General features: G+C 38.1%; 16 protein-coding genes, 1 other RNA gene and 1 pseudogene. 8 read left to right on the top strand and 10 right to left on the bottom strand.

Annotated elements, in window-relative coordinates; genetic code table 11:
- Positions 1 to 38 precede the first annotated feature (38 nt).
- Together NNJ73_RS05230 and NNJ73_RS05225 are read right to left on the bottom strand one after the other, a co-directional pair.
- Positions 39 to 503 (bottom strand): hypothetical protein, encoded by a 465-nt coding sequence (locus tag NNJ73_RS05230; RefSeq protein ID WP_254493015.1) that lies wholly within the window; start codon positions 501 to 503, stop codon positions 39 to 41.
- 53 nt (positions 504 to 556) lie between these two features.
- Positions 557 to 892 (bottom strand): annotated as a pseudogene (locus NNJ73_RS05225) (AAA family ATPase); the annotation flags it as partial.
- A 690-nt stretch (positions 893 to 1,582) separates the two neighbouring features.
- On the opposite strand from NNJ73_RS05225, the gene NNJ73_RS05220 reads away from it, so the two are divergent.
- The 4 genes from NNJ73_RS05220 (at position 1,583) to NNJ73_RS05205 (ending at position 3,944) form a co-directional block, all read left to right on the top strand.
- Positions 1,583 to 1,933 (top strand): hypothetical protein, encoded by a 351-nt coding sequence (locus NNJ73_RS05220; protein ID WP_254493014.1) that lies wholly within the window; start codon positions 1,583 to 1,585, stop codon positions 1,931 to 1,933.
- A complete protein-coding gene (locus NNJ73_RS05215) occupies positions 1,920 to 2,327 on the top strand; it encodes an NAD(P)-dependent oxidoreductase (protein ID WP_254493013.1) in 408 nt (135 codons plus the stop codon). Before NNJ73_RS05220 ends, NNJ73_RS05215 begins: the two co-directional genes overlap by 14 nt.
- A gap of 407 nt (positions 2,328 to 2,734) precedes the next feature.
- Entirely contained in the window at positions 2,735 to 3,490 is a 756-nt protein-coding gene (locus tag NNJ73_RS05210) for an MFS transporter (RefSeq protein WP_254493012.1), read from the top strand.
- A 34-nt stretch (positions 3,491 to 3,524) separates the two neighbouring features.
- On the top strand, positions 3,525 to 3,944 hold the full coding sequence (locus tag NNJ73_RS05205) for a hypothetical protein (protein ID WP_254493011.1): 420 nt from the start codon (positions 3,525 to 3,527) through the stop codon (positions 3,942 to 3,944).
- A 662-nt stretch (positions 3,945 to 4,606) separates the two neighbouring features.
- On the opposite strand, the gene NNJ73_RS05200 is transcribed toward NNJ73_RS05205, so the two are convergent.
- From NNJ73_RS05200 to NNJ73_RS05170, 7 genes are all read right to left on the bottom strand, one after another.
- The gene (locus NNJ73_RS05200) at positions 4,607 to 6,409 is read right to left on the bottom strand and encodes an acetolactate synthase 3 large subunit (RefSeq protein WP_254493010.1); all 1,803 of its coding nucleotides are present in this window, start codon (positions 6,407 to 6,409) and stop codon (positions 4,607 to 4,609) included.
- 235 nt (positions 6,410 to 6,644) lie between these two features.
- The gene (miaA, locus tag NNJ73_RS05195; protein WP_254493009.1) at positions 6,645 to 7,517 is read right to left on the bottom strand and encodes a tRNA (adenosine(37)-N6)-dimethylallyltransferase MiaA; all 873 of its coding nucleotides are present in this window, start codon (positions 7,515 to 7,517) and stop codon (positions 6,645 to 6,647) included.
- Between the two features lie 920 nt (positions 7,518 to 8,437).
- Positions 8,438 to 9,964 carry a Do family serine endopeptidase gene (locus tag NNJ73_RS05190; protein ID WP_254493008.1) on the bottom strand — a complete coding sequence of 509 codons (1,527 nt, stop codon included), beginning with the start codon at positions 9,962 to 9,964 and terminating at the stop codon, positions 8,438 to 8,440.
- A 149-nt stretch (positions 9,965 to 10,113) separates the two neighbouring features.
- Positions 10,114 to 11,049 (bottom strand): protease modulator HflC, encoded by a 936-nt coding sequence (hflC, locus tag NNJ73_RS05185; RefSeq protein WP_254493007.1) that lies wholly within the window; start codon positions 11,047 to 11,049, stop codon positions 10,114 to 10,116.
- A 2-nt stretch (positions 11,050 to 11,051) separates the two neighbouring features.
- Positions 11,052 to 12,197: an FtsH protease activity modulator HflK gene (gene hflK, locus NNJ73_RS05180; RefSeq protein ID WP_254493006.1), complete on the bottom strand. Its 1,146-nt coding sequence runs from the start codon at positions 12,195 to 12,197 to the stop codon at positions 11,052 to 11,054.
- Positions 12,198 to 12,317: 120 nt separating this feature from the next.
- Positions 12,318 to 12,827 (bottom strand): dihydrofolate reductase, encoded by a 510-nt coding sequence (locus tag NNJ73_RS05175; protein WP_254493005.1) that lies wholly within the window; start codon positions 12,825 to 12,827, stop codon positions 12,318 to 12,320.
- On the bottom strand, positions 12,824 to 13,618 hold the full coding sequence (locus NNJ73_RS05170) for a thymidylate synthase (RefSeq protein WP_254493004.1): 795 nt from the start codon (positions 13,616 to 13,618) through the stop codon (positions 12,824 to 12,826). The genes NNJ73_RS05175 and NNJ73_RS05170 overlap by 4 nt, the downstream gene beginning before the upstream one ends.
- 220 nt (positions 13,619 to 13,838) lie before the next feature.
- Here NNJ73_RS05170 and NNJ73_RS05165 point away from each other — a divergent pair, with 220 nt between their 5' ends.
- The 3 genes from NNJ73_RS05165 (at position 13,839) to NNJ73_RS05155 (ending at position 19,611) form a co-directional block, all read left to right on the top strand.
- Positions 13,839 to 15,146 (top strand): MFS family transporter, encoded by a 1,308-nt coding sequence (locus tag NNJ73_RS05165; RefSeq protein WP_254493219.1) that lies wholly within the window; start codon positions 13,839 to 13,841, stop codon positions 15,144 to 15,146.
- 1,320 nt (positions 15,147 to 16,466) lie between these two features.
- Positions 16,467 to 17,774 (top strand): MFS family transporter, encoded by a 1,308-nt coding sequence (locus NNJ73_RS05160; RefSeq protein WP_254493003.1) that lies wholly within the window; start codon positions 16,467 to 16,469, stop codon positions 17,772 to 17,774.
- A 529-nt stretch (positions 17,775 to 18,303) separates the two neighbouring features.
- Entirely contained in the window at positions 18,304 to 19,611 is a 1,308-nt protein-coding gene (locus NNJ73_RS05155) for an MFS transporter (protein ID WP_254493002.1), read from the top strand.
- Between the two features lie 66 nt (positions 19,612 to 19,677).
- On the opposite strand, the gene NNJ73_RS05150 is transcribed toward NNJ73_RS05155, so the two are convergent.
- Entirely contained in the window at positions 19,678 to 19,983 is a 306-nt protein-coding gene (locus NNJ73_RS05150; RefSeq protein WP_254493001.1) for a DUF2853 family protein, read from the bottom strand.
- Positions 19,984 to 20,079: 96 nt separating this feature from the next.
- Between NNJ73_RS05150 and ssrA the strand changes: the two genes are divergently transcribed.
- Positions 20,080 to 20,436: a transfer-messenger RNA gene (ssrA, locus tag NNJ73_RS05145) on the top strand.
- Positions 20,437 to 20,507: the final 71 nt, after the last annotated feature.

The raw sequence follows: 20,507 nt of genomic DNA, 5'->3' as shown, positions 1-20,507 counted from the left end.
AGCCGCCTTGGCTAATTCAGCAATACTAAACCACTCTTTCATGGCTTCCCCCATCTAATACGAACCGGAACCGCACGCATCGCTTTTAATTGTGCGGCAATCTCACGCTGTTCCTGCTGCAATCTTGCAATTTCTGCCAATCGCGCTTCATCCCCTTGCAGCAACAGCAAACCATCCTCACTCACCACCTCATCCCAAAGCCAAAAAGCCCCCGTCGCCCGCACAAATGCCTTAAAGCGTGGCAAAGAAATATCCATATCCACCTGCTTACTTTCAGCAACATAAGCATCCAAACTCGCCTTACTCAAACAACCAATGCCTAAATAATGCGCCATACGCTCTGCAATCTCACTGCGCTCATAGCGGCATTCTCTCAAAGCCCGCGCCATCGCCCGCTTAATGCGAGAGCGAAACCGCTCTAAATCAATCTGCGCAACGGGTTCACGACAGGGGAAAACCGGACGTTGAAAAAAATCAAGTTGATGGGAACCACGCGTCTTCATGCCTGCCCCTCCCCCGATTGCTTATTCAAATAATCATAAAACCGCGCCCGTGTCTGTGCAGCCGCACTTCTTCGATTTAATGTAAATGTTGGAGCAATAGACTTTTTTCCCGTAATTTCATCGGAAACTTCCTCTTCTCCACGCGGACAATAAATCAGCGAATGAATCGTACAAGCATTGCTTGCACCTTTAGAACGCAAAACCTGCGCCGCCTTGCCCGTAAAAGCAGCAAACTGAACAGAACCATCAACTGTCTCTGCAAAATAGCGCGCAAGCGTCGTCTTACCCGTTCCCGCATAGCCAAAAAGGCGAAAAAGAGGAGAACGCCCTTCCCTCAACCATGCGGCCACAGCCTTCAATGCATTATTCTGTTCTGACGAAAACTGCATAGCTTACCAATATAAGATTTGCATAAAAAAGCAGTATTTTGAAAAAAAACGACGATCAAGAAAAACTTTTTTATCAAGAATTGCTGACACAGGCCCATCTAACAACTTTCGTAGCACAATTATCAATTACTTACCCATTGCTTTTTCAAGATATTGTAACAATCTAAATTTTATCTATACATCGATCTCCTTGATAACACCCTTATACTTATCAAATAAAATATCATTTTCTACAACAGTAACACCAACAATGAGAATATGCATATCTTAAATTTACAATAACACCTATAGATGCTTTTTCGAACCAAAATTTAGAATGAGAAAAAGAGCATTGCAAGTGCAAAACCCTCGCGAGAAAAAATGTCCTTAACAGGGTAAGAAGTATGTAATTTTCTGAATACCATTTTACACAATCAATTAGCTTTCTTGCACATAAAATAAAGTATATCCACTATTACGAAATAATAATTAAATATATCAAAAACCTTTTGGCATAAATAGCAATATCTCTCAACAAAACTCCTTAATCCTATGATGATACACCTATAAAGTTCCTATCTCGCTCTTACCATGATTTTAATAAATTTACTCTTCATACTACAAATAAGTTATATCACAACGAATAAAGAGAAACATCACGCTTATATGAAGCAGGCTTTATCTCGTACAGATATGTGGGGGAGATTTAAATTGAAAATATTAATTCCAGATAACTATCAAAAAGCCACCCTAACATTACATATTACAAAATTAATGAAATCGCATGAAGTGCTGGTTATAAATAATTTAGCTAAAGAATGTAATTTAGAAGATAAGCTCAGAGAAATAGATATTCTTATCTTAATCAGAGAGCGGACTATTGTTGATAGAAATCTTCTTCTGAAACTGCCAAATTTAAAATTAATCTGCCAAATAGGTCCTATAGGTTCACATATTGATATAGAAGCTTGTAGAGAGTTCGGAATTGAAATATTAGACGGTGGTGGAAATCCAACTTCTGCTGCTGAATTTGGTCTAGCTCTTAATTATGTCTGCGCGTAGAAAACTCTGTCAATCTGTGTCTGATATGAAAAAAGGACGATGGCAAACAACATTTGGCAACCAAATGAAAGGGGCTACTCTTGGAATATTCGAGTTTGGGCGTATTGGCAAAATGGTTGCTCAATATGCTCAAGCTTTTGGCATGTCCATTTTTGTTTATGGGAGCGAGCGTTCAACACAAGAAGCAAAAAATTTAGGTTATCATTTTACGCATTCAAAAGATGAATTTTTTACACGTCCTGACATTATATCTCTACATTTGCGTTTAAGCGATAAAACCAGAGAAATCATTCAATTAGATGATCTATTGAGTATGAAACCTCATGCTATTTTTGTCAACACAGCGCGTTCAGCTTTGGTTGAAAAAGGGGCAATAGAAAAAATACTAACTTAAAATTCAACTTACTTTGCACTGGATGTTTATGACAGCGAGCCAGTATATGAGAGCAAATTATTGCAATCAGACAGAGTTCTTTGCACACCGCATCTGGGCTATGTGACTAAAGAAAGTTTTGAGAATTATTTTGAAAAAGCTTGCGAAAATATAGCATCTTTTATGAAGAGCGCTTAATGCCAGCTGAGTCAATGTTTGTAAAATTTATTCTTTATCGCTAGCATATCAAATTTGCACAACACATCATAGGTTATTTTCTTAAATTAAGCGTATTTCTTAGCTTTCATATGAATACCAATCGTATTGACAGATTTTTATGTAATCAGCATAAAATACCAATTTATTGTTGTAATCATGATTTTAAAAGGCTATCGCGTTGGGATACCCTTTAATCGGAGGGGGGCATAGTGAGCAATAATGAACTTATAGAAAAAAATTATTATCGATGGATTGTATTGCTTGTTGCCACTATCGCTCAAACATCAGCCTGCTTCTTTGTTCAAGGGATTGGTCCTTTAGCTGAATTTTTTAAGAAGGGTTTCTTGTTGAGTGACTCTCAGATAGGTTTGCTGTCTTCAGCAGCGCAGTTCCTCCCTATTATTGGATTACTTGTAGCTGGCGAATTACTAGACAAGTTTAACGAGCGCTATATTGTTGGCGTTGGCGCGGTCGGCGTTTCTGTCGCTCTTTTGTTGGGAGCAATCGCCAATAACTATATTTCCCTTTTGATTTGTTTGCTCATTGTAGGGGGATTTTATAGTTCTGCTCAACCTGGTGGCGCTAAATCTGTTTCTTCATGGTTTCCACAATCGCAGCGCGGATTTGCAATGGGAATAAGACAGGCGGGGCTACCATTAGGTGGAGCTTTGGCTGGGATAGTTCTTCCTGCGAGTGCGCTTGTCTATGGCATACAAGGTGCGTTTTTGGTCGGTGCCATCGTTTCTTTTCTAGGTGGATGTATATTTATTGTTTTTTATCACGCACCAGCAAAAGTTGTCGCTACCGTTCCCAAAAGCAAAGCAAGGGTTTCGTTCTATGCAACTGTAAAGTCTCGTCTTGCAATGTTAGCTGCACCGCATATGAAGAATATTATTTTTTCAGGCATTTCACTTGTAATTGTTCAATATGTTTTAACCATATTTTATAACGATTTATTTTCATAGAATCTATCACCTATCTCTAGATAAAAGTGTTTATTTGTTTTTCGTTTTACAAGCTTCTGGTACCTTAGGAAGAATTATTTTAGCAGCGTGGAGTGATCATTGTAGAAAAGGACGATTTTTTCCTGTCTTGTTTTGCATGATTGCAATCGTTTTTGGATTTTTAATATTAATTTTGGGCATGAGTGGATCCATAATTTATCTAACTCTTTTATCTGCTTGGTTAGGTTTTTTTGGCATGGGATGGTATGGCCCTTGGGTTGCTTATATTGCAGACTCTTCGCCAAAAGAAAGCGTTGGCTTTTCTCTGGGCTTAGCCATGTCTGTAAATCAAATCGCAATTATTACGGCTCCACCATTATTTGGATTAATCCAAGACTTTACAGACACTTATTTACTAACATGGCTGATTTTAATTTTAATGACTGTTTTTTCGCTTTTCTTAATAAAAAAGTAGGAAAATATAATTGGGTAGAAAATTATCATGATAAATGAAAATACTTTTGAGTTGAGCAATGTCGAAAGAGACAAACTTTGGGAGGCTTTAGACCATGTTATTTATGATCCATACGGTGTATTGAATATTCGGTTGAGCTAAAAAAAATAGCATTTTCACTGCTACCACATAGAATATTGACAATTCTTATGAATCAAAAGATGTCTATTACCCCTAGACCATATTTAATCTTTGAAAATCTTCCAATTGATAGACAAATTAATACGTCACCTAATCCTTATAATTTAGATGCGTCTTGTAAAAGTGGCTATATTAGCGAAAATTTAATCATGATGTTTTCTTTATTGATCGGAGAGCCTTATTCCATTAAGTTTGAAGGCGAACATATAGTCAATAACCTAGTTCCTTTTGAATTAAAAAAACAAACATCACGTACACATAAATTCAAACATAATTGGGCACACAACTTATAACATTTTTTAGATGAACAAATAATAATACACCCCCTGCCTTTAAATAAAGCCCTATGTCTTTAAACAAAGAATGAAAATCATAAAATGAGCTTTAAGGATAATAGGAACGCTCCACAAAGAAGAGACAGAGATGAATCTTCCAAAGACTTCATCATCACCGTCCTTCACCATTTTGCTAACATATTCATTTTATACAAGAATTTTCCCCGCAGAAGAAACAGCATTTGCAACAGTTTCCTCGCTTGCTTCATCAGATAATAACATCTCATTATGGGCACATCCCGATGGGATCATGGGAAAACAATTTTCTAAATGATAAACACGACAATCAAAAAGAACAGGCTTATCACTGTCAATCATTTGCTGAATTTTATCATCAAGTTCATCGGGTTTTGAACAATAAATCCCCACCGCTCCATAAGCTTGTGCCAATTTCACAAAGTCAGGCATCGATTCCGTATAAGAGTGAGAAAGACGATTACCATGCAGCAATTGCTGCCACTGGCGAACCATTCCCATATATTGATTATTTAAAATAAAAATTTTCACGGGTGTGTCATGCTGAATAGCTGTTGCAAGCTCTTGAATATTCATCTGAATGGAAGCATCACCAGAAATACACATAACAAGCGCATCAGGATGGGCTATTTGCACACCAATCGCCGCAGGAAGACCATACCCCATCGTTCCAAGACCACCAGAAGTCATCCAATGTTTTGGTTCATCAAAGTGATAATATTGCGCTGCCCACATCTGATGCTGTCCAACATCCGTTGTAATATAAGCACGAGCATCTTTGGTCAGTGCATAAAGCCGTTCAAGAGCATATTGGGGCATAATAACATCTTTTTTTTCCATATATGCCAATGAATTACGAGATCTCCAGCGATTAATTTGCGTCCACCATATTTTTCGACTTTCTTGATCAAACTTTGATTGATCTCTATGCAAATGTTGCATTATATCTGCCAAAACATGCCCCACATCGCCAATAAGTGGAACTTCTGCTTTGACGATTTTATTGATTGAAGAAGGATCAATATCAATATGAATAATACGTGCATGAGGTGCAAATGCATCAAGGCGCCCTGTGATACGATCATCAAACCGAGCTCCAACAGCCAACATGACATCACAATCATGCATAGCCATATTAGCCTCATAGGTTCCATGCATTCCCAGCATTCCGAGCCAATTTTTTCCAGAAGCAGGATAAGCACCAAGTCCCATTAAGGTTGAAGTAATGGGAAAATCTCCCCATTGAACTAAATTACGCAAGAGCTGGATAGCCTCCCCCCCCGATGAAATAACACCACCACCAGAATAAATAACAGGACGTTTTGCCTCAACTAAAAGAGAAACAGCAGTTTCAATAGCCTCACGATTACTCCCTTTCAACGGTAGAGAAGAACGCGAAGACTCTTGGACTTGAGGCTCCCTATAAAATCCTGAAGCAAATTGAACATCCTTGGGAATATCAATCAAAACCGGTCCTGGGCGTCCCGAACGCGCAAGAGAAAAAGCTTCATGAATAATATTCGCAAGATCATTGACATCTTTAACCAACCAATTACGCTTCGTACAAGGCTTTGTAATTCCAACTGTATCAGCCTCTTGAAAAGCATTTGTTCCAATTAGCGTTGTCGCTACCTGACCAGAAAAACAAACAAGAGGGATAGAATCCATGAGAGCATCTTGCAAAGGTGTCACAGCATTCGTTGCCCCAGGACCAGAAGTTACAAGCATAACACCAACCTTTCCAGTACTGCGTGCATAGCCTTCAGCGGCATGCCCCGCTGCTTGTTCATGACGCACCAAAATATGCTGGAGTGTATCTTGGTGATAAAGAACGTCAAAAATAGGAAGAACAGCCCCACCAGGGTAACCAAAAATATGTGTAACCCCTTGATCTATAAGAGCCTGAACCACTATTTCAGCCCCCGACATTACTTTTCCATCTGCACTCTCTTGCTGTCTTGGATCATTTCTCATTTTTCCCACTCACCTACTTGATAGGACAATAAAAAAGCCCCTAACGGAGCCCATAAAAAAAGACTCTCAAGGAGCCCACTACACAACACATATTGTATGATCTCCCCCTTTATTCCAACGCATAAAATATATAAAAAAATTCCTTATAGAGAAATTTTTAATTCCATTGAATCCATTCGTCAATAAAAAATTAATATTTTCTCAAAAATTTCTTCTTAAAGCTACAGTTCTTTCATCAAGAAGTAAGAATCCATTCTTTATCAAATTGATGACGAAACCATGTCATTTGTCTTTTTGCATATCTTCTCGTTTGTGTTTTCACCGCTTCCAGAGCATTTTCAAAGCTTCTATCTCCATCCAAATAAGCCATAAATTCAGATATACCAATCGCTTTCATCGCTGGTAACGAAGGGGAAAGCATAAGTTTCTTTATGGCCACCACCTCTTCTAAAGCCCCTCTTTCAATCATAGAGTCCAAGCGTTTATGAATGCGTTCATAAAGCAAAAGGCGGGGTGGCATGAGAAGAATTTTTTCAGCACAATGGGACACAATGAGAGGCGTTGTTTTTTGCTTCTGCCACCAACTGAGCTTCTCACCGGTTGCATCATAAACTTCTAAAGCACGAACAATACGCTGTCCATCTTGCGAAGAAATCTTTTCAGCAACAACAGCATCAATCTGTAACAATTGGCGATAAAGACTTGCAACGCCCTCTTTATCAAGCAGCAAGCGCCATTTCTGCCGCACAACATCTGGAACATGAGGGATTTGCGAAATCCCCTCCAAAAGAGCACGAAAATAAAGTCCTGTTCCACCAACAAAAATAATGGATCTCGATGTAAAAGTAACTAACAGCTTCTCAACATCACACAACCATTGTCCTACTGAATAATTCAAACGAGGACTCACATGACCATAAAGATAATGGGGAACAATCGCGGTATCAGCCGCCCTCGGCCGTGCCGTTAAAATATTTAAAACGTTATAAACCTGCATTGAATCAGTGTTAATAATGAGAGCATTTCTTTCTTGAGCCATTTGCAAAGCAAGTTCTGATTTCCCACTTGCCGTGGGCCCTGCTATCAATGTAATTGTTCTCTGTGTCATGAAGAGCAATTCCTACCAATCAGAAACTTATTGCAACATGCATAACCACCTGCAAAGCCCCTGTATTTTTTCTCCATTATTATAAAGTAAAAACTTTATAATAATACGAACAAGACTTCACCTTTAAGATAAAGAAAATCCTTATGAAAATTATAAAAAAGAAAAAATGGACTTAATAACAACATCAAAGGAATTTCCAAGAACCTTTTGCGATCATACTTCAATAATAAACTCTAGCCATAATCATTCCGTCCATTAGGCCCTTTGTCTTCATTTATGACAATAATACTAAGCTAAACTTATACAATCAAACAGATTTATTTTTCCTATAACAACAGCATATTGCTTTAGCTTAAGAATAAAAGCCCCAACAACTTTCTTCTTCACACTTTCTTTGGTATCATTATTTTTTTTCATTCATCACAAAGAAAGATGTCAATATATCGATAGCTTATTGAGTCTAACACCATTTTTCTATGGAATGACTTTTTCAACCTGAAGAGAAAAAACATTCTCTACAGCATAAAAAGTATAATTACAAAGTGCTGAAAGTCTCCCTAGATAAAACATAATTTATAATAATAATTGAGCGTTTTGCAGTTTACCTGCAAGCTCCATAAGATTGATTTATTTTGCTCCCTCTCTCACCAGAGACGATATCAATACCATTCACCTGCGCGACAGAAATTATAAAAATCTCTTTAAGAAAGATGGAAAATATGACTGCTAACTTGTACTTTTATTTAGTGCAAAAATGGAGCCGTCCAATGGACTTTATGTCATACAATCCACACTCTCCATCGTAAAATAGGCTTTTAAAAAATACTAGATAGATATCAGGTTGAGCTACTTAAATATCCTTATATTAAGGCTAATAAAAACAAAAAAACGAATTCTCCAAACATCAATCCTATAAGGCATCAATCCATTGGGATCGTTACGAACCGTAACTCTCCATCTGGACGCGCTATGATGAATAGAGCGTTTTTGCGCCCAGCTTCACGTAATTTATGAAGACGTTTTTTAGCCTCATCAATTGTTGTTATAGCACTCTGATTGATATCAATAATCACTTCACCAACGCGAATACGCTTTTTATCCGCAGCACTATTTTGTGCAACAGATGTCACAACGAGTCCTCGAAGTTTATCTGAAATTGAATAATGATGACGCAAATCCTCTGTCAATTCAGATAACATCATGCCCATCAATTGCATTGTCACACTTTTTGGCAGATCATTACCTTTTTTATCATCGACTTCTTCTTCTGTATCTTCATTATCATCGGTCTCAATCAAACGTCCAAGCTTAACTTTTACGGTTTTTTCTTGCCCATTCCGAAAAATAGTGACATCCACAACTCTTCCTTCTGAACTCTCCGCGACTAAACGGGGTAAATCACGTGCATGCTTAATTTTGGAATTCCCAAAGGAAAGAATAACATCTCCTGTTTGCAACTGGCTATTATCGACATCATTTTTTTCCGCTTGTTCTATTTTTCCAGCCACCAACGCTCCCACAGCATTGTCTAGTTTTAAACTTTTTGCAATATCCTCTGTCACCGGCTGAATACGAATAGCCAACCACCCACGCCTTATTTCTCCAAAATCACGCAACTGGTTAATCACAGAAAGAGCCATATCCGATGGAATAGCAAACCCAATACCAATTGATCCTCCAGAAGGGGAAACAATGGCTGTATTAATGCCAATGACTTCACCATTTCTATCAAATAACGGGCCACCAGAATTACCTCGATTAATCGCTGCATCTGTTTGAATAAAATTATCATAAGGACCAGCATTAAGATCACGGTTACGTGCAGAAATAATACCAACCGTTACACTCCCACCAAAACCATAAGGATTACCAATAGCCATAACCCAGTCACCAATACGCGCTTTTTCTGAGTCACCAAAACGCACAGCTTTTAATTTTTTACTTCCCACATCCACCTGAAGCAACGCCAAATCCGTTTTGCTATCCTTGCCAAGGAGTTTTGCCTTGAGTTTTGCACCATCCGTAAAATTCACTTCAATATCATCAGCATCAACGATAACATGATAATTTGTAACAATAAGCCCTTTTTGCGCATCAATTACAAAACCAGACCCCAAAGAACGCACCTTTTGAAATTGACTATTTTTTTCCCCTTCTTTGGGGGTTAAAAAATCATTAAAATATTCTTCCAGCAATGAATCTTTGGGAATAACGGGTATCGAAGTATTTTCATCCTGTTCTGTTCCTTCAACAGTCTGTGCCGTAGAAATATTCACAACCGTCTCCAAAAGCTCAGAAGCTAAATCAGGAACAGAAGGCAATGTCTTATTTGTCTCTGCGCTCCAAGACAAACGCATGGATTCTAATAAAAGCAAAATCACACAAAAAACAACTCTTGTGATAAAAGACTTCAAAAATATATTTCTACTCACGATACTTCTACCCATGACATGCCTTTAAACCAAAGCTGTAAAGAGCCTTACTCAATATTTATTATGCAAAATCAGTACGGCTTAACATTCTCTTACATTCATCATAAAAACAAAGAGCTATAGAGGATACTGCTCATACGAGTACCCTCCATACATTGTTTCATCTATTCCCCACTGGACTTTGAATCAGTTTTATTCAAATTAGGACTCATTGTTGATGAAAGTTTTTTCTTTGCTTGCGGAGAATTTCGAAAATAAAAAAAGAAATCCTCATTTGGTGAAATCACCATCGGTATTCTCTCTAAATTCTTATACTGCTCCATGGCTAACCAAAAATCGTAAAAAGATGGATTAGCTTCTCGCGCTTTGAGTAAAATGCGAATACTTTCAGCCTGTCCTTCACCGCGGGTAATTTCAGCATCACGCTTTGCAGCCGCCACAATTTCTTCATATTCACGATTTGCCTCTGCAACAATACGATCTCGCTCTTGTTGACCACGAGCGCGAATATTTTCCGCAACCGCTTCCCGCTCCGCAGCCATTTGCCGATAAACATCTTCTGAAACAGCATCGGTTAAATCGGTTTTCCGAATACGTACATCAACAATCTTAATACCCAGCGAACCTGCATCTATAGAAAATTGCCTTTGAACCTCAGCCATCATCGCGCCTCGTTCATCCGATAAGGCTGCTTTAAATTCTCGCTTACCATAAACAGCCCGCAAAGCGTCAATAAAGCGTGGTGCAAGATTTTCACGTGCTGCAATTTGCGGACGCCCTGAAGCAATACGCTGTAAAAACAATTTAGGATCCGTAATACGATAAATAAAAAACGCATCCACTTCATAATAAGCCCCCCCACGAACTTGCACAGATTGTGTAGGAACATCGTAACGCAACAACCGATTATCCACGACAATCATCTTATCCACAAAAGGTATTTTCACATAAATTCCAGGATTAGATTCTACCTTAACGATCTGTCCAAAACGCTTAATAGCGACTTGTTGACGAGGATAGACAATAAAAAATGACATCCACAACATGATCAAAAAAATTATTATGGTACTAAGAACAAACAAAAAACGAGACTGCTGCATGATTAACGTCCTCCAGAAATCTGAGTATCCAAGAGCGATGTAGAACGTGCTGATTTTATTTTTACTTTCTCTGATAAATTATGACGCAGCAATTCATTCAAAGGAAGATAAGGCACCGCAGGAGAATTAATTTGATCAAGAACCAATTTATTGGGTGAAGAAAAAATACGCCCCATCGTCTCCATATAAAGACGATAACGCGCAGCCTCTGGTGAAATTGCAGCCTCACGAGCTATGGCCTGAAAACGTTCAGCACGCCCTGTCGCCTCTTCAACCATTTGTGCTTTTTCACCTTTTGCGATCTCCCGTGTCCGTGAAGCTTCACCATTTGCTAAACCAATTTTTGTAAAACGCACACGATTTCCTTCTTCAATCATCCGTCCGCGTTCTTGCTCCGCCTGCTGCACAGAATTAAACGCCGCAGCAACTTTGGTAGGAGGAGCAGCTTCACTGATCGATACACGGCTTATTTCAACCCCAAGTTGATACTTATCGACAGTCAACTGGGTAATCTTTCTCACATCGTTAGCAACTTCTTCTTTTTTATCACGCAAAACATCATCAACAGGTCTTGAGCCAATGACCTCTCGCATTGCACTTTCAGCGACCTGACGAACAGTTCCTTCTTGATCATTCACATTAAATAAAAATTGCCCTGGATGTGAAATGCGATAGTAAACAGAAAAATTGACATTCACAATATTTTGATCACTCGACAGCATCAAGCCTTCACTTTGTTGTCTCTGTCCAGGCTGTCCACCAATTGCAATTGTTTTTTCCGTTAAAGGGACTTTCATATAAGTCTCAATAGGCCAAAAATGAAAATGCAACCCATCACCGATAATTTCTTCCTTAGGCACGCCGAAACGTAATTCTACGGCTTGCTCATTTTGTTGAACAATATAAAGTGACTGATAGAGGAAAAAAAACACAGCAAGCAGAAGGAACAAGACAAAAACGCCCCCTCGACTAAGTTGTTTAAACTGATCCTGTCCTTTACGCAAAATATCATCAAGATTGGGGCCATTTCCGCCACCATTATTGCCACCAGAACCAAAAAGATTCTTAGCCGATGTTTTTTTATCACCGCTGTTTTTATTTTTATCGCCACTCCACGGGCCACCACCATTTTGATTTGTCCAGGGCATTATCACCTCTTTAACTAACTACCATTCATTCAAATACCAACCCTTCACTTAAAGCCTATAGGGTTCCTCTTATCTCAATTACACAACGGATAAACCCTTTCCACTTCATATGACAAAAAATTATTTCCGCTCATAAACAACAAAACGTGTCGGATGACTATCTTTATCCCCTTTTGGAATATCTTGTGTTTGCACAATAGTCCACTTTTCTTTATCAAAAATAGGAAAAAAACAATCACCATCTATAGAAGCTAAAACTTCTGTAAGGAATATTTTATCAGCAATCCCCATCCCTTGTTGAAAAATTTCACCCCCACCAATAATAAAAATTTCCTCTACATCATTTTGAGCAGCAGCATTTGTTGCAAGAAAACATGCCTGTGATAAAGAATGCACAACAACAGCCCCTTCAGCACTGAAGGTACAATCGCGCGTAATGACGATATTTGTGCGCCCTGGTAAAGGTCTCCCGATAGAATCCCAAGTTTTTCGCCCCATTATAATAGGCTTACCCAACGTCAACGCCTTAAAGCGTTGCAAATCTGTCGATAAATGCCACGGCATTGCACCTTCACGACCGATAACACCATTTTCTGCAACAGCAGCAATTAAACAAATGGAAATCCTCATATTGCTACCGGCGCTTTAATATGGGGGTGTGCATCATAATTAAGCAATTCAAAATCCTCAAATTTAAAAGAAAAAAGATCTGTTACCGCTGGATTTATACGCATATAGGGCAAAGCATTTGGTATACGAGACAATTGATATTTTGCCTGTTCAAAATGATTAGAATAAAGATGCGCGTCCCCCAGCGTATGAATAAAATCACCAACTTTAAGGCGACTGACTTGCGCAATCATCATCGTTAACAATGCATAGGACGCAATATTAAATGGAACCCCTAAGAAAATATCTGCCGAACGCTGGTAAAGCTGACAGGATAATTTCCCCTCAGCAATATAAAATTGAAAAAAACAATGACAAGGTGGCAGAGCCATCTCTTCTATCAATGCGGGATTCCATGCTGATACAATCAGGCGACGAGAATGAGGCGTCTCTTTAATCATCGTCAACAGATCACTGATTTGATCAATATGGCGTCCATCAGGAGCAGGCCAAGAGCGCCACTGATACCCATAAACAGGACCAAGATCACCCTTTTCATCAGCCCATTCGTCCCAAATAGACACACCATGCTCCTTTAACCATGCAATATTTGTATCGCCTTTAAGGAACCATAAAAGCTCATAAATAATTGAACGTAAGTGTAATTTCTTTGTCGTCAATAATGGAAATCCTGCTTGTAAATCAAAGCGCATCTGATACCCGAAAATAGATCGCGTCCCCACCCCCGTTCGATCTGTGCGATCAATACCCTGATTTAAAACATGCGATAAAAGAGCAAGATATGATTTCATAGAGCTATTATGTCCGATTCTTTTCATTATAGAAAATAAAAACTATAAAATCCGTATAAACATAATTCAAATCTTTTTCCGAAAACATCTTACACAAGAAATTATCATGATCTGACTAAAATTTTGATGCAAAAAATAAAATATTATAGACAGCTTCTAAGAAAATAACATAGAGGGATAATGAACAAAGATGGATGAACGTAAAATGAAGGGATTGACTATGGAAAAACAAGAATCTTTAGCACCACATGATACAAGAAAACGTGTTCTTTCGATCATATCGAGTGCATCAGGGAATCTGGTGGAATGGTATGACTTTTATGTTTATTCTTTTACATCTATTTATTTTGCCTCACAGTTTTTTCCCTCCAATGGAGATGTTGTTACCGAACTTTTAAAATCTTCCTTCGTCTTTTTTATAGGCTTCCTCATGCGTCCAATTGGCGGTTGGCTCTTTGGATTTATTGCGGATCGTTATGGACGTAAACGCTCTTTGCTGATTTCTGTTTTTATGATGTGTGGTGGTTCGTTTCTCATCGCTCTTCTTCCTACATATGAAACGATTGGAGCAGTAGCACCAATTCTTCTCATTTTACTCCGCATGCTTCAAGGGCTCTCAGTCGGCGGTGAATACGGAACAACAGCGACTTATATGAGTGAAGTTGCTCTTAAAAAACGTCGTGGTTTCTTTAGCTCGTTTCAATATGCCACGCTCATTGGAGGTCAACTCCTTGCAAGTTTGGTTATGTTTATTCTAGCCCTCTATCTTTCTGAAGATCAATTAAAAGCATGGGGCTGGCGTATTCCTTTTGCGATTGGTGGATGTGGCGCAATTGTTGCGATTTATCTGCGTCGTTCACTTCACGAAACAACCACGAAAGAAAGCCGCTCTAAAAAACAAGCTGGTAGCCTTAAAGAACTTCTACGCAATCACGGAAAAGCGTTCCTTTTAGTTATCGGTTTTACAGCAGGAGGATCGCTGACATTTTATACCTGTACGACTTATATGCAAAAATATCTGATAACAACAACCGGATTTGATAAACATACTGCGACAACAATAATGACTGCTGCACTATTTGTTTTTATGCTACTCCAACCCCTCTTTGGTTCTCTCGCAGATAAAATTGGCACAAAAGCTTCACTGCTTATTTGGAGTTCCTTATCTATCATTTTTACAATTCCTGCACTTAAAGTTATTGGAAGTACTAATGATATGTGGGTTGCTCTCTCCATTATTATTGGCATGCTTTGTATTATGAGCTTTTATACGTCCGTCTCTGGTATCGTAAAAGCAGAAATGTTTCCCGCTTCAATCCGAGCAATGGGGGTTGGTCTCTCTTATGCTATTGCTAATGCGCTATTTGGTGGCTCTGCTGAAGCTATCGCGCTTGAATTTAAAAAAATCGGCTATGAATCTATATTCCATTTTTACATAGCCGGCATGATGATCATTGCCTTCATCGCAATTCTCTTAATGCCAGATGCTCGTAAAAAAGGATATTTACAAGGAGATGATATCGATTAACTTTTGATCCTAACAAAAAAGCCCAGAATACTGGGCTTTTTTATATCTTCTCTACGGGAATTTAAAACTTACAATTTTTTATTTTTATCCCTCTAAACACGCTAAAGAAGAAATTTTCTCTCCTCCCGCATGGGACACTTATAAAAAATAAATGGCTCCACACTGTTATGAAGAGAGGCTTCTTTAGCTGAATTGAGTTTACTGAAAACAAAAAACGTTTGATTTATTTTAATACTTCTATTCCTCATCAAAATCAAAGCCAAACAATTACCCTCCAAGAAGTTTTATCAATAATAAATGACACATTATCTCATGCTTTTGTTTAATACATTCTTTTATGGTCCCCTACATGCAAAACAAAGCCCCCATGAAAAATAGAAAATATCCATTATGTTATGAACTTTCGCACTTTTTTAAGATACATTTCTCCAATATACTCAAGTCCATTTCACGGCGGCACCCGTAAATAGCATAACAGTAAAGCCCTCTGAAAAGGGTAAAATTGCACAACACATTGATTTAAAATGATATATCTAGCATCTTTCAACTTGAATTAAGACCCTGCATCGCGTAAGATTTTCTCACTTGAAGTTTGTTTTTATGTTGAAACACTCAAAACACCTCTCGCTTGCACATTACAAGTAGAGGAAAAGCCATGGCGGATAAAACTGTACAAGAAAGAGCTAAAAATGCCTCTTATAAACCGTCTCAAAAATTCAAGGGCTCAAGAGTTGCTTAACATTGTGAACGCCCCTCTTCACGCTTAATACTAATAAAAGTGCAAGCCGCTATCATTATACTATATTCTCTAGTCCTTAAGATTGCACATTCCCTTGATACTTGAGAGAGTTCATCAAGAGATTTTTACCCACACACCAACCTCACATGTAATAGCCAATAACGCCATTTTACGACACAACATCAAACCTATAAGCCCAAAACAGCATTAATCACTCTAGAAAAAATCTTACCGTGAAAGCACTAAAATTTAAGTGTGCAAGATCATTCTTTTATCATTGTAAGTTTTTAACCTCTCCATTAGCCTCTATAAAAGAATATTTAATTGATTACCAAAAGTATAAATTAAATTATAACTCATAATATAATTTAATTTAAATTTACTTTAGTTATTTATATTAACATAAATATTATTTATTATTTTTAATCTACAAAGAAAAGCTCTTTAAAAAATAAAAATACAACAAATGAACTTAAAGTGTTTTCCTAAGAAATTATCATGATACAATTGCGTTTTTATGATACAGATCATCAACAACTTTAACGAGCAGAAAAATTATCAATGTAAAAGGGGAAAACATCATGAATCACCAAACAACTTTAGATCCACATGATACAAGGAAACGTATTTTTGCTATCATATCCAGTGCATCTGGAAATCTGGTAGAATGGTACGACTTTTATGTTTACTCCTTTGCATCGGTTTATTTTGCATCACAATTTTTTCCTAAAGATAATGATACCGTTACACAACTATTAAAAACCGCAGGAATATTTTTTATTGGCTTTCTTATGCGCCCTATTGGTGCATGGTTATTTGGATACATTGCAGACCGTTATGGACGCAAACGCTCCATGCTGATTTCTATTTTTATGATGTGTGGGGGATCTTTTCTCATTGCCATACTTCCCACTTACGAAACCTTGGGAATAACAGCAGCATTCCTGCTGCTTTTAATCCGCATGTTTCAAGGACTTTCCGTCGGTGGTGAATATGGTACAACAGCAACTTATATGAGTGAGGTTGCCCTTAAAAATCATCGCGGATTCTTTGCATCTTTCCAATATGCCACACTCATTACAGGACAGCTTCTTGCGAGTTTCATTATCTTTATTCTAGCACTTTATTTCACTGAAGATCAGTTAAAAGCATGGGGCTGGCGTATTCCTTTTGTCATTGGTGGCTTTGGAGCAATGGTTGCAATGTATCTGCGCAGTTCGCTCCATGAAACAACGACCAAAGAAAGCCGCTCGACACAATATGCTGGAAGTATTAGAGAACTTTTACGCAATCATACAAAAGCTTTCTTTTTGGTTATTGGCTTTACAGCGGGAGGATCGCTCACATTTTACACATACACCACTTACATGCAAAAATATCTGATCACCACCACCGGATTTGATAAACACACTGCGACGACAATAATGACTGCCGCACTCTTCATTTTTGTGTTACTTCAACCCCTCGTTGGTTCTCTAGCCGATAAAATTGGCACAAGGATTTTGCTCATTAGCTGGAGTGCCTTATCCATTATCTGCACAATTCCTGTCCTTAAAATGATTGGCAATGCTCACAATGCATGGGCTGCGCTATTAATCATTATCGGAATGCTGTGTATTATGAGTCTCTACACCTCCATTGCTGGTATCATCAAAGCAGAATTGTTTCCTGCTTCAATCCGAGCAATCGGTGTTGGACTTGCTTTTGCCATTGGAAATGCACTGTTTGGTGGTTCTGCGGAATATGTAGCACTTGGATTAAAAAATATGGGATACGAATCTGTTTTCTTTTTTTACATAATTGGCATGATGATTATTGCACTTATCTCAATTCTTTTAATGCCAGATATAGACAAGGGGGGATATCTGAAAGATGATGAGATGCATTAAATTTTACACACAAATAAAAAGCCCAAAGACTTGGGCTTTTTATGAATGTTATAAAGTCTTTAAAAAAAACAACAAACATAAAACAATTCATTTTCGACCGTTTACCATACAGGAAAAACTCTTATGCTTCTTGCACAAGGTGGAGCATCTATAAATCTATATTATTGAGATTTTTCAAAGATCTTTAATCACGAAGCGACAAGATCATAAAAAATTACACAACTTCTTTGCACTGTTCAAATATCCTATAGGAAATCCTTAAACCTGTTATTTAAGCACTCTTTTTACCAACACTTCATCCCGCTTAAATCTTCTTTTCAATGCCCCCTTCCCCCTTACATACGCTGTGATGCACTTTATCCTACAACGCAATAACGCCCTCAAAAGGCACAAGCCTATATACAAACAGGCTCTCTTAAATAGCTTTCATAAGAAATTACTATGATGATACAATTAAATTTTAGTGACAAATTATAAAACAAACTTAATAATAAAAAAATAAATTATAAATCTAAAAGGGGAACATTTCATGAAAAATGGAACAACTTCAGTATCACAGGATGCAAGAAAACGTATTTTTGCTATTATAGCAAGTGCATCAGGAAATCTCGTAGAATGGTATGATTTTTACGTTTATTCATTTGCATCAATTTATTTTGCCTCACAATTTTTTCCTTCAGATGGTGATGCGATTACGCCCCTGTTGAAAACTGCGGGGGTCTTTTTTATTGGCTTTCTTATGCGCCCTATTGGAGCTTGGTTTTTAGGATTTATCGCTGATCGTTATGGACGTAGATTCTCGATGCTTGTATCCATTTTTATGATGTGTGGAGGCTCTTTTTTCATTGCCATACTTCCCACCTATAAAACCTTGGGAATAACATCAGCAATCCTTTTACTTTTAGCTCGGATGATGCAAGGACTTTCAGCAGGTGGCGAATATGGTACAGCAGCCACTTATATGAGTGAAGTTGCCCTTAAAAAGCATCGTGGACTTTTTGCTTCTTTTCAATCAGCCACCCTTATTACAGGTCAGCTTCTTGCCAGTTTTATTATATTTATTTTAGCCTCTTATCTCTCTGAAGATCAGTTAAAAACATGGGGATGGCGTATTCCTTTTGTGATTGGCGGATTTGGAGCGCTCATTGCAATTTATCTACGTCGTTCGCTCCACGAAACAACCACGAAAGAAAGCCGCTCTCACAAACACTCTGGAAGTCTTAAGGAACTTCTCACCAAACATACAAAAGCCGTTGTCGTGATTGCCTGCTTTGCATCAGGAGGATCACTCACATTTTATACCTTTACGACTTATATGCAGAAATATCTGATCACCACCACTGGCTTTGATAAACATACCGCAACAACGATTATGACAGCTGTACTGTTTATTTTCATCTTGTTCCAACCCATAGCGGGCATCATTGCCGATAAAATTGGAACAAAAACTTTACTCATCATTTGGAGTATACTTTCTGCCATCTTTACATTTCCTGGGCTCTGGATAATCGGGAATACCCATAGTATATGGGTTGCCTTATCTGTTATTATTGGTTTGCTCTTTATTATGAGCATGTATACATCCATCTCTGGTGTCGTAAAATCAGCCATGTTTCCCTCTTCCATACGTGCATTAGGCGTTAGCATCTCTCATGCTATTGGCAATGCCTTATTTGGTGGTTCTGCTGAATACGTCGCGTTTGGATTAAAAAAAGCTGGATATGAATCACTCTTTTATTTTTACATAACCATCGTGATGATCATGGCTTTCATTGCGCTTCTCTTTGTTCCGAGTATGCGTAAAGGAGGATACCTCCAAGACGATGAAAAACGTTAACGCCCTCTATAAACGCAAAAGCCCAAAAAATTGGGCTTTTTATCATTATCACAAATTTAATATTGTTTAAATTTTATCAAGTGCATTGAGTTGCTTAGCGACTAAATAATAAAAAGTTACACGACTTTTTCTGCGTTCTCCAGCCATCATCTGAGCAACTTTTGAAACAGCCATTTTAGCACTCTGCTCATCAGCTTCTAAAACATCTTGAACCCATTTTTCAACACGTTCTAACTCTTTTGGATCCGATGTTGCAACAAGCGCTGCATCCTGCTTTTTCATCACCAAAGCTAAACGCTGACTAAGTCGTTCGACTGCTGCTGCATCAGGGTTTGAATCATATACTTTAATATCTGCTAGATTATTTGTCATTTTGCATCATCTCCTCTTCAAAAATGAGCGGCTATACTTTTATAGCCGCATCATATAGCTCCATAAATAATTAGAGGATTAAAAATATTAACAACCCCCCTTTTCCTAAGACTATTCTTCATCTATATTTAGAGAGCTGGCTTTCCAGCTATGGTAATAAATGGACGGTGAAATAAACCTATTGGACCCGGGGGCGGTACCCGGCGCCTCCACCAAAATATAAACAACCAAAATTATATTTTGGTGGGGGCGAAATAGGATCGACAAGGGTGTAAAGATCGCTCTTTTACTCGGCATTGTACCACCGTTATCGGGCTAAATGAGTAGTTGCAAATGACAACTATGCGGAAGCACGTCTCGCCGCCTAAGGTGGTGCGAATGTTTCAAATTGACTCTTAAACCGTCGCAGGTTTAAGCGGGGTTGGAAGGCACCTGGCAACAGAAGCCTTCACTTTTTAAAATGTTATTGATTGATCTTTTAAGCATTATCAGACATTATTTTTCTTATTTTTTTGATTCAATGA

Origin of the sequence: Bartonella sp. B1099 (genome assembly GCF_944801835.1) — a bacterium.
Lineage (GTDB): Bacteria > Pseudomonadota > Alphaproteobacteria > Rhizobiales > Rhizobiaceae > Bartonella.
This window is presented reverse-complemented; position numbering and strand designations above follow the sequence as displayed.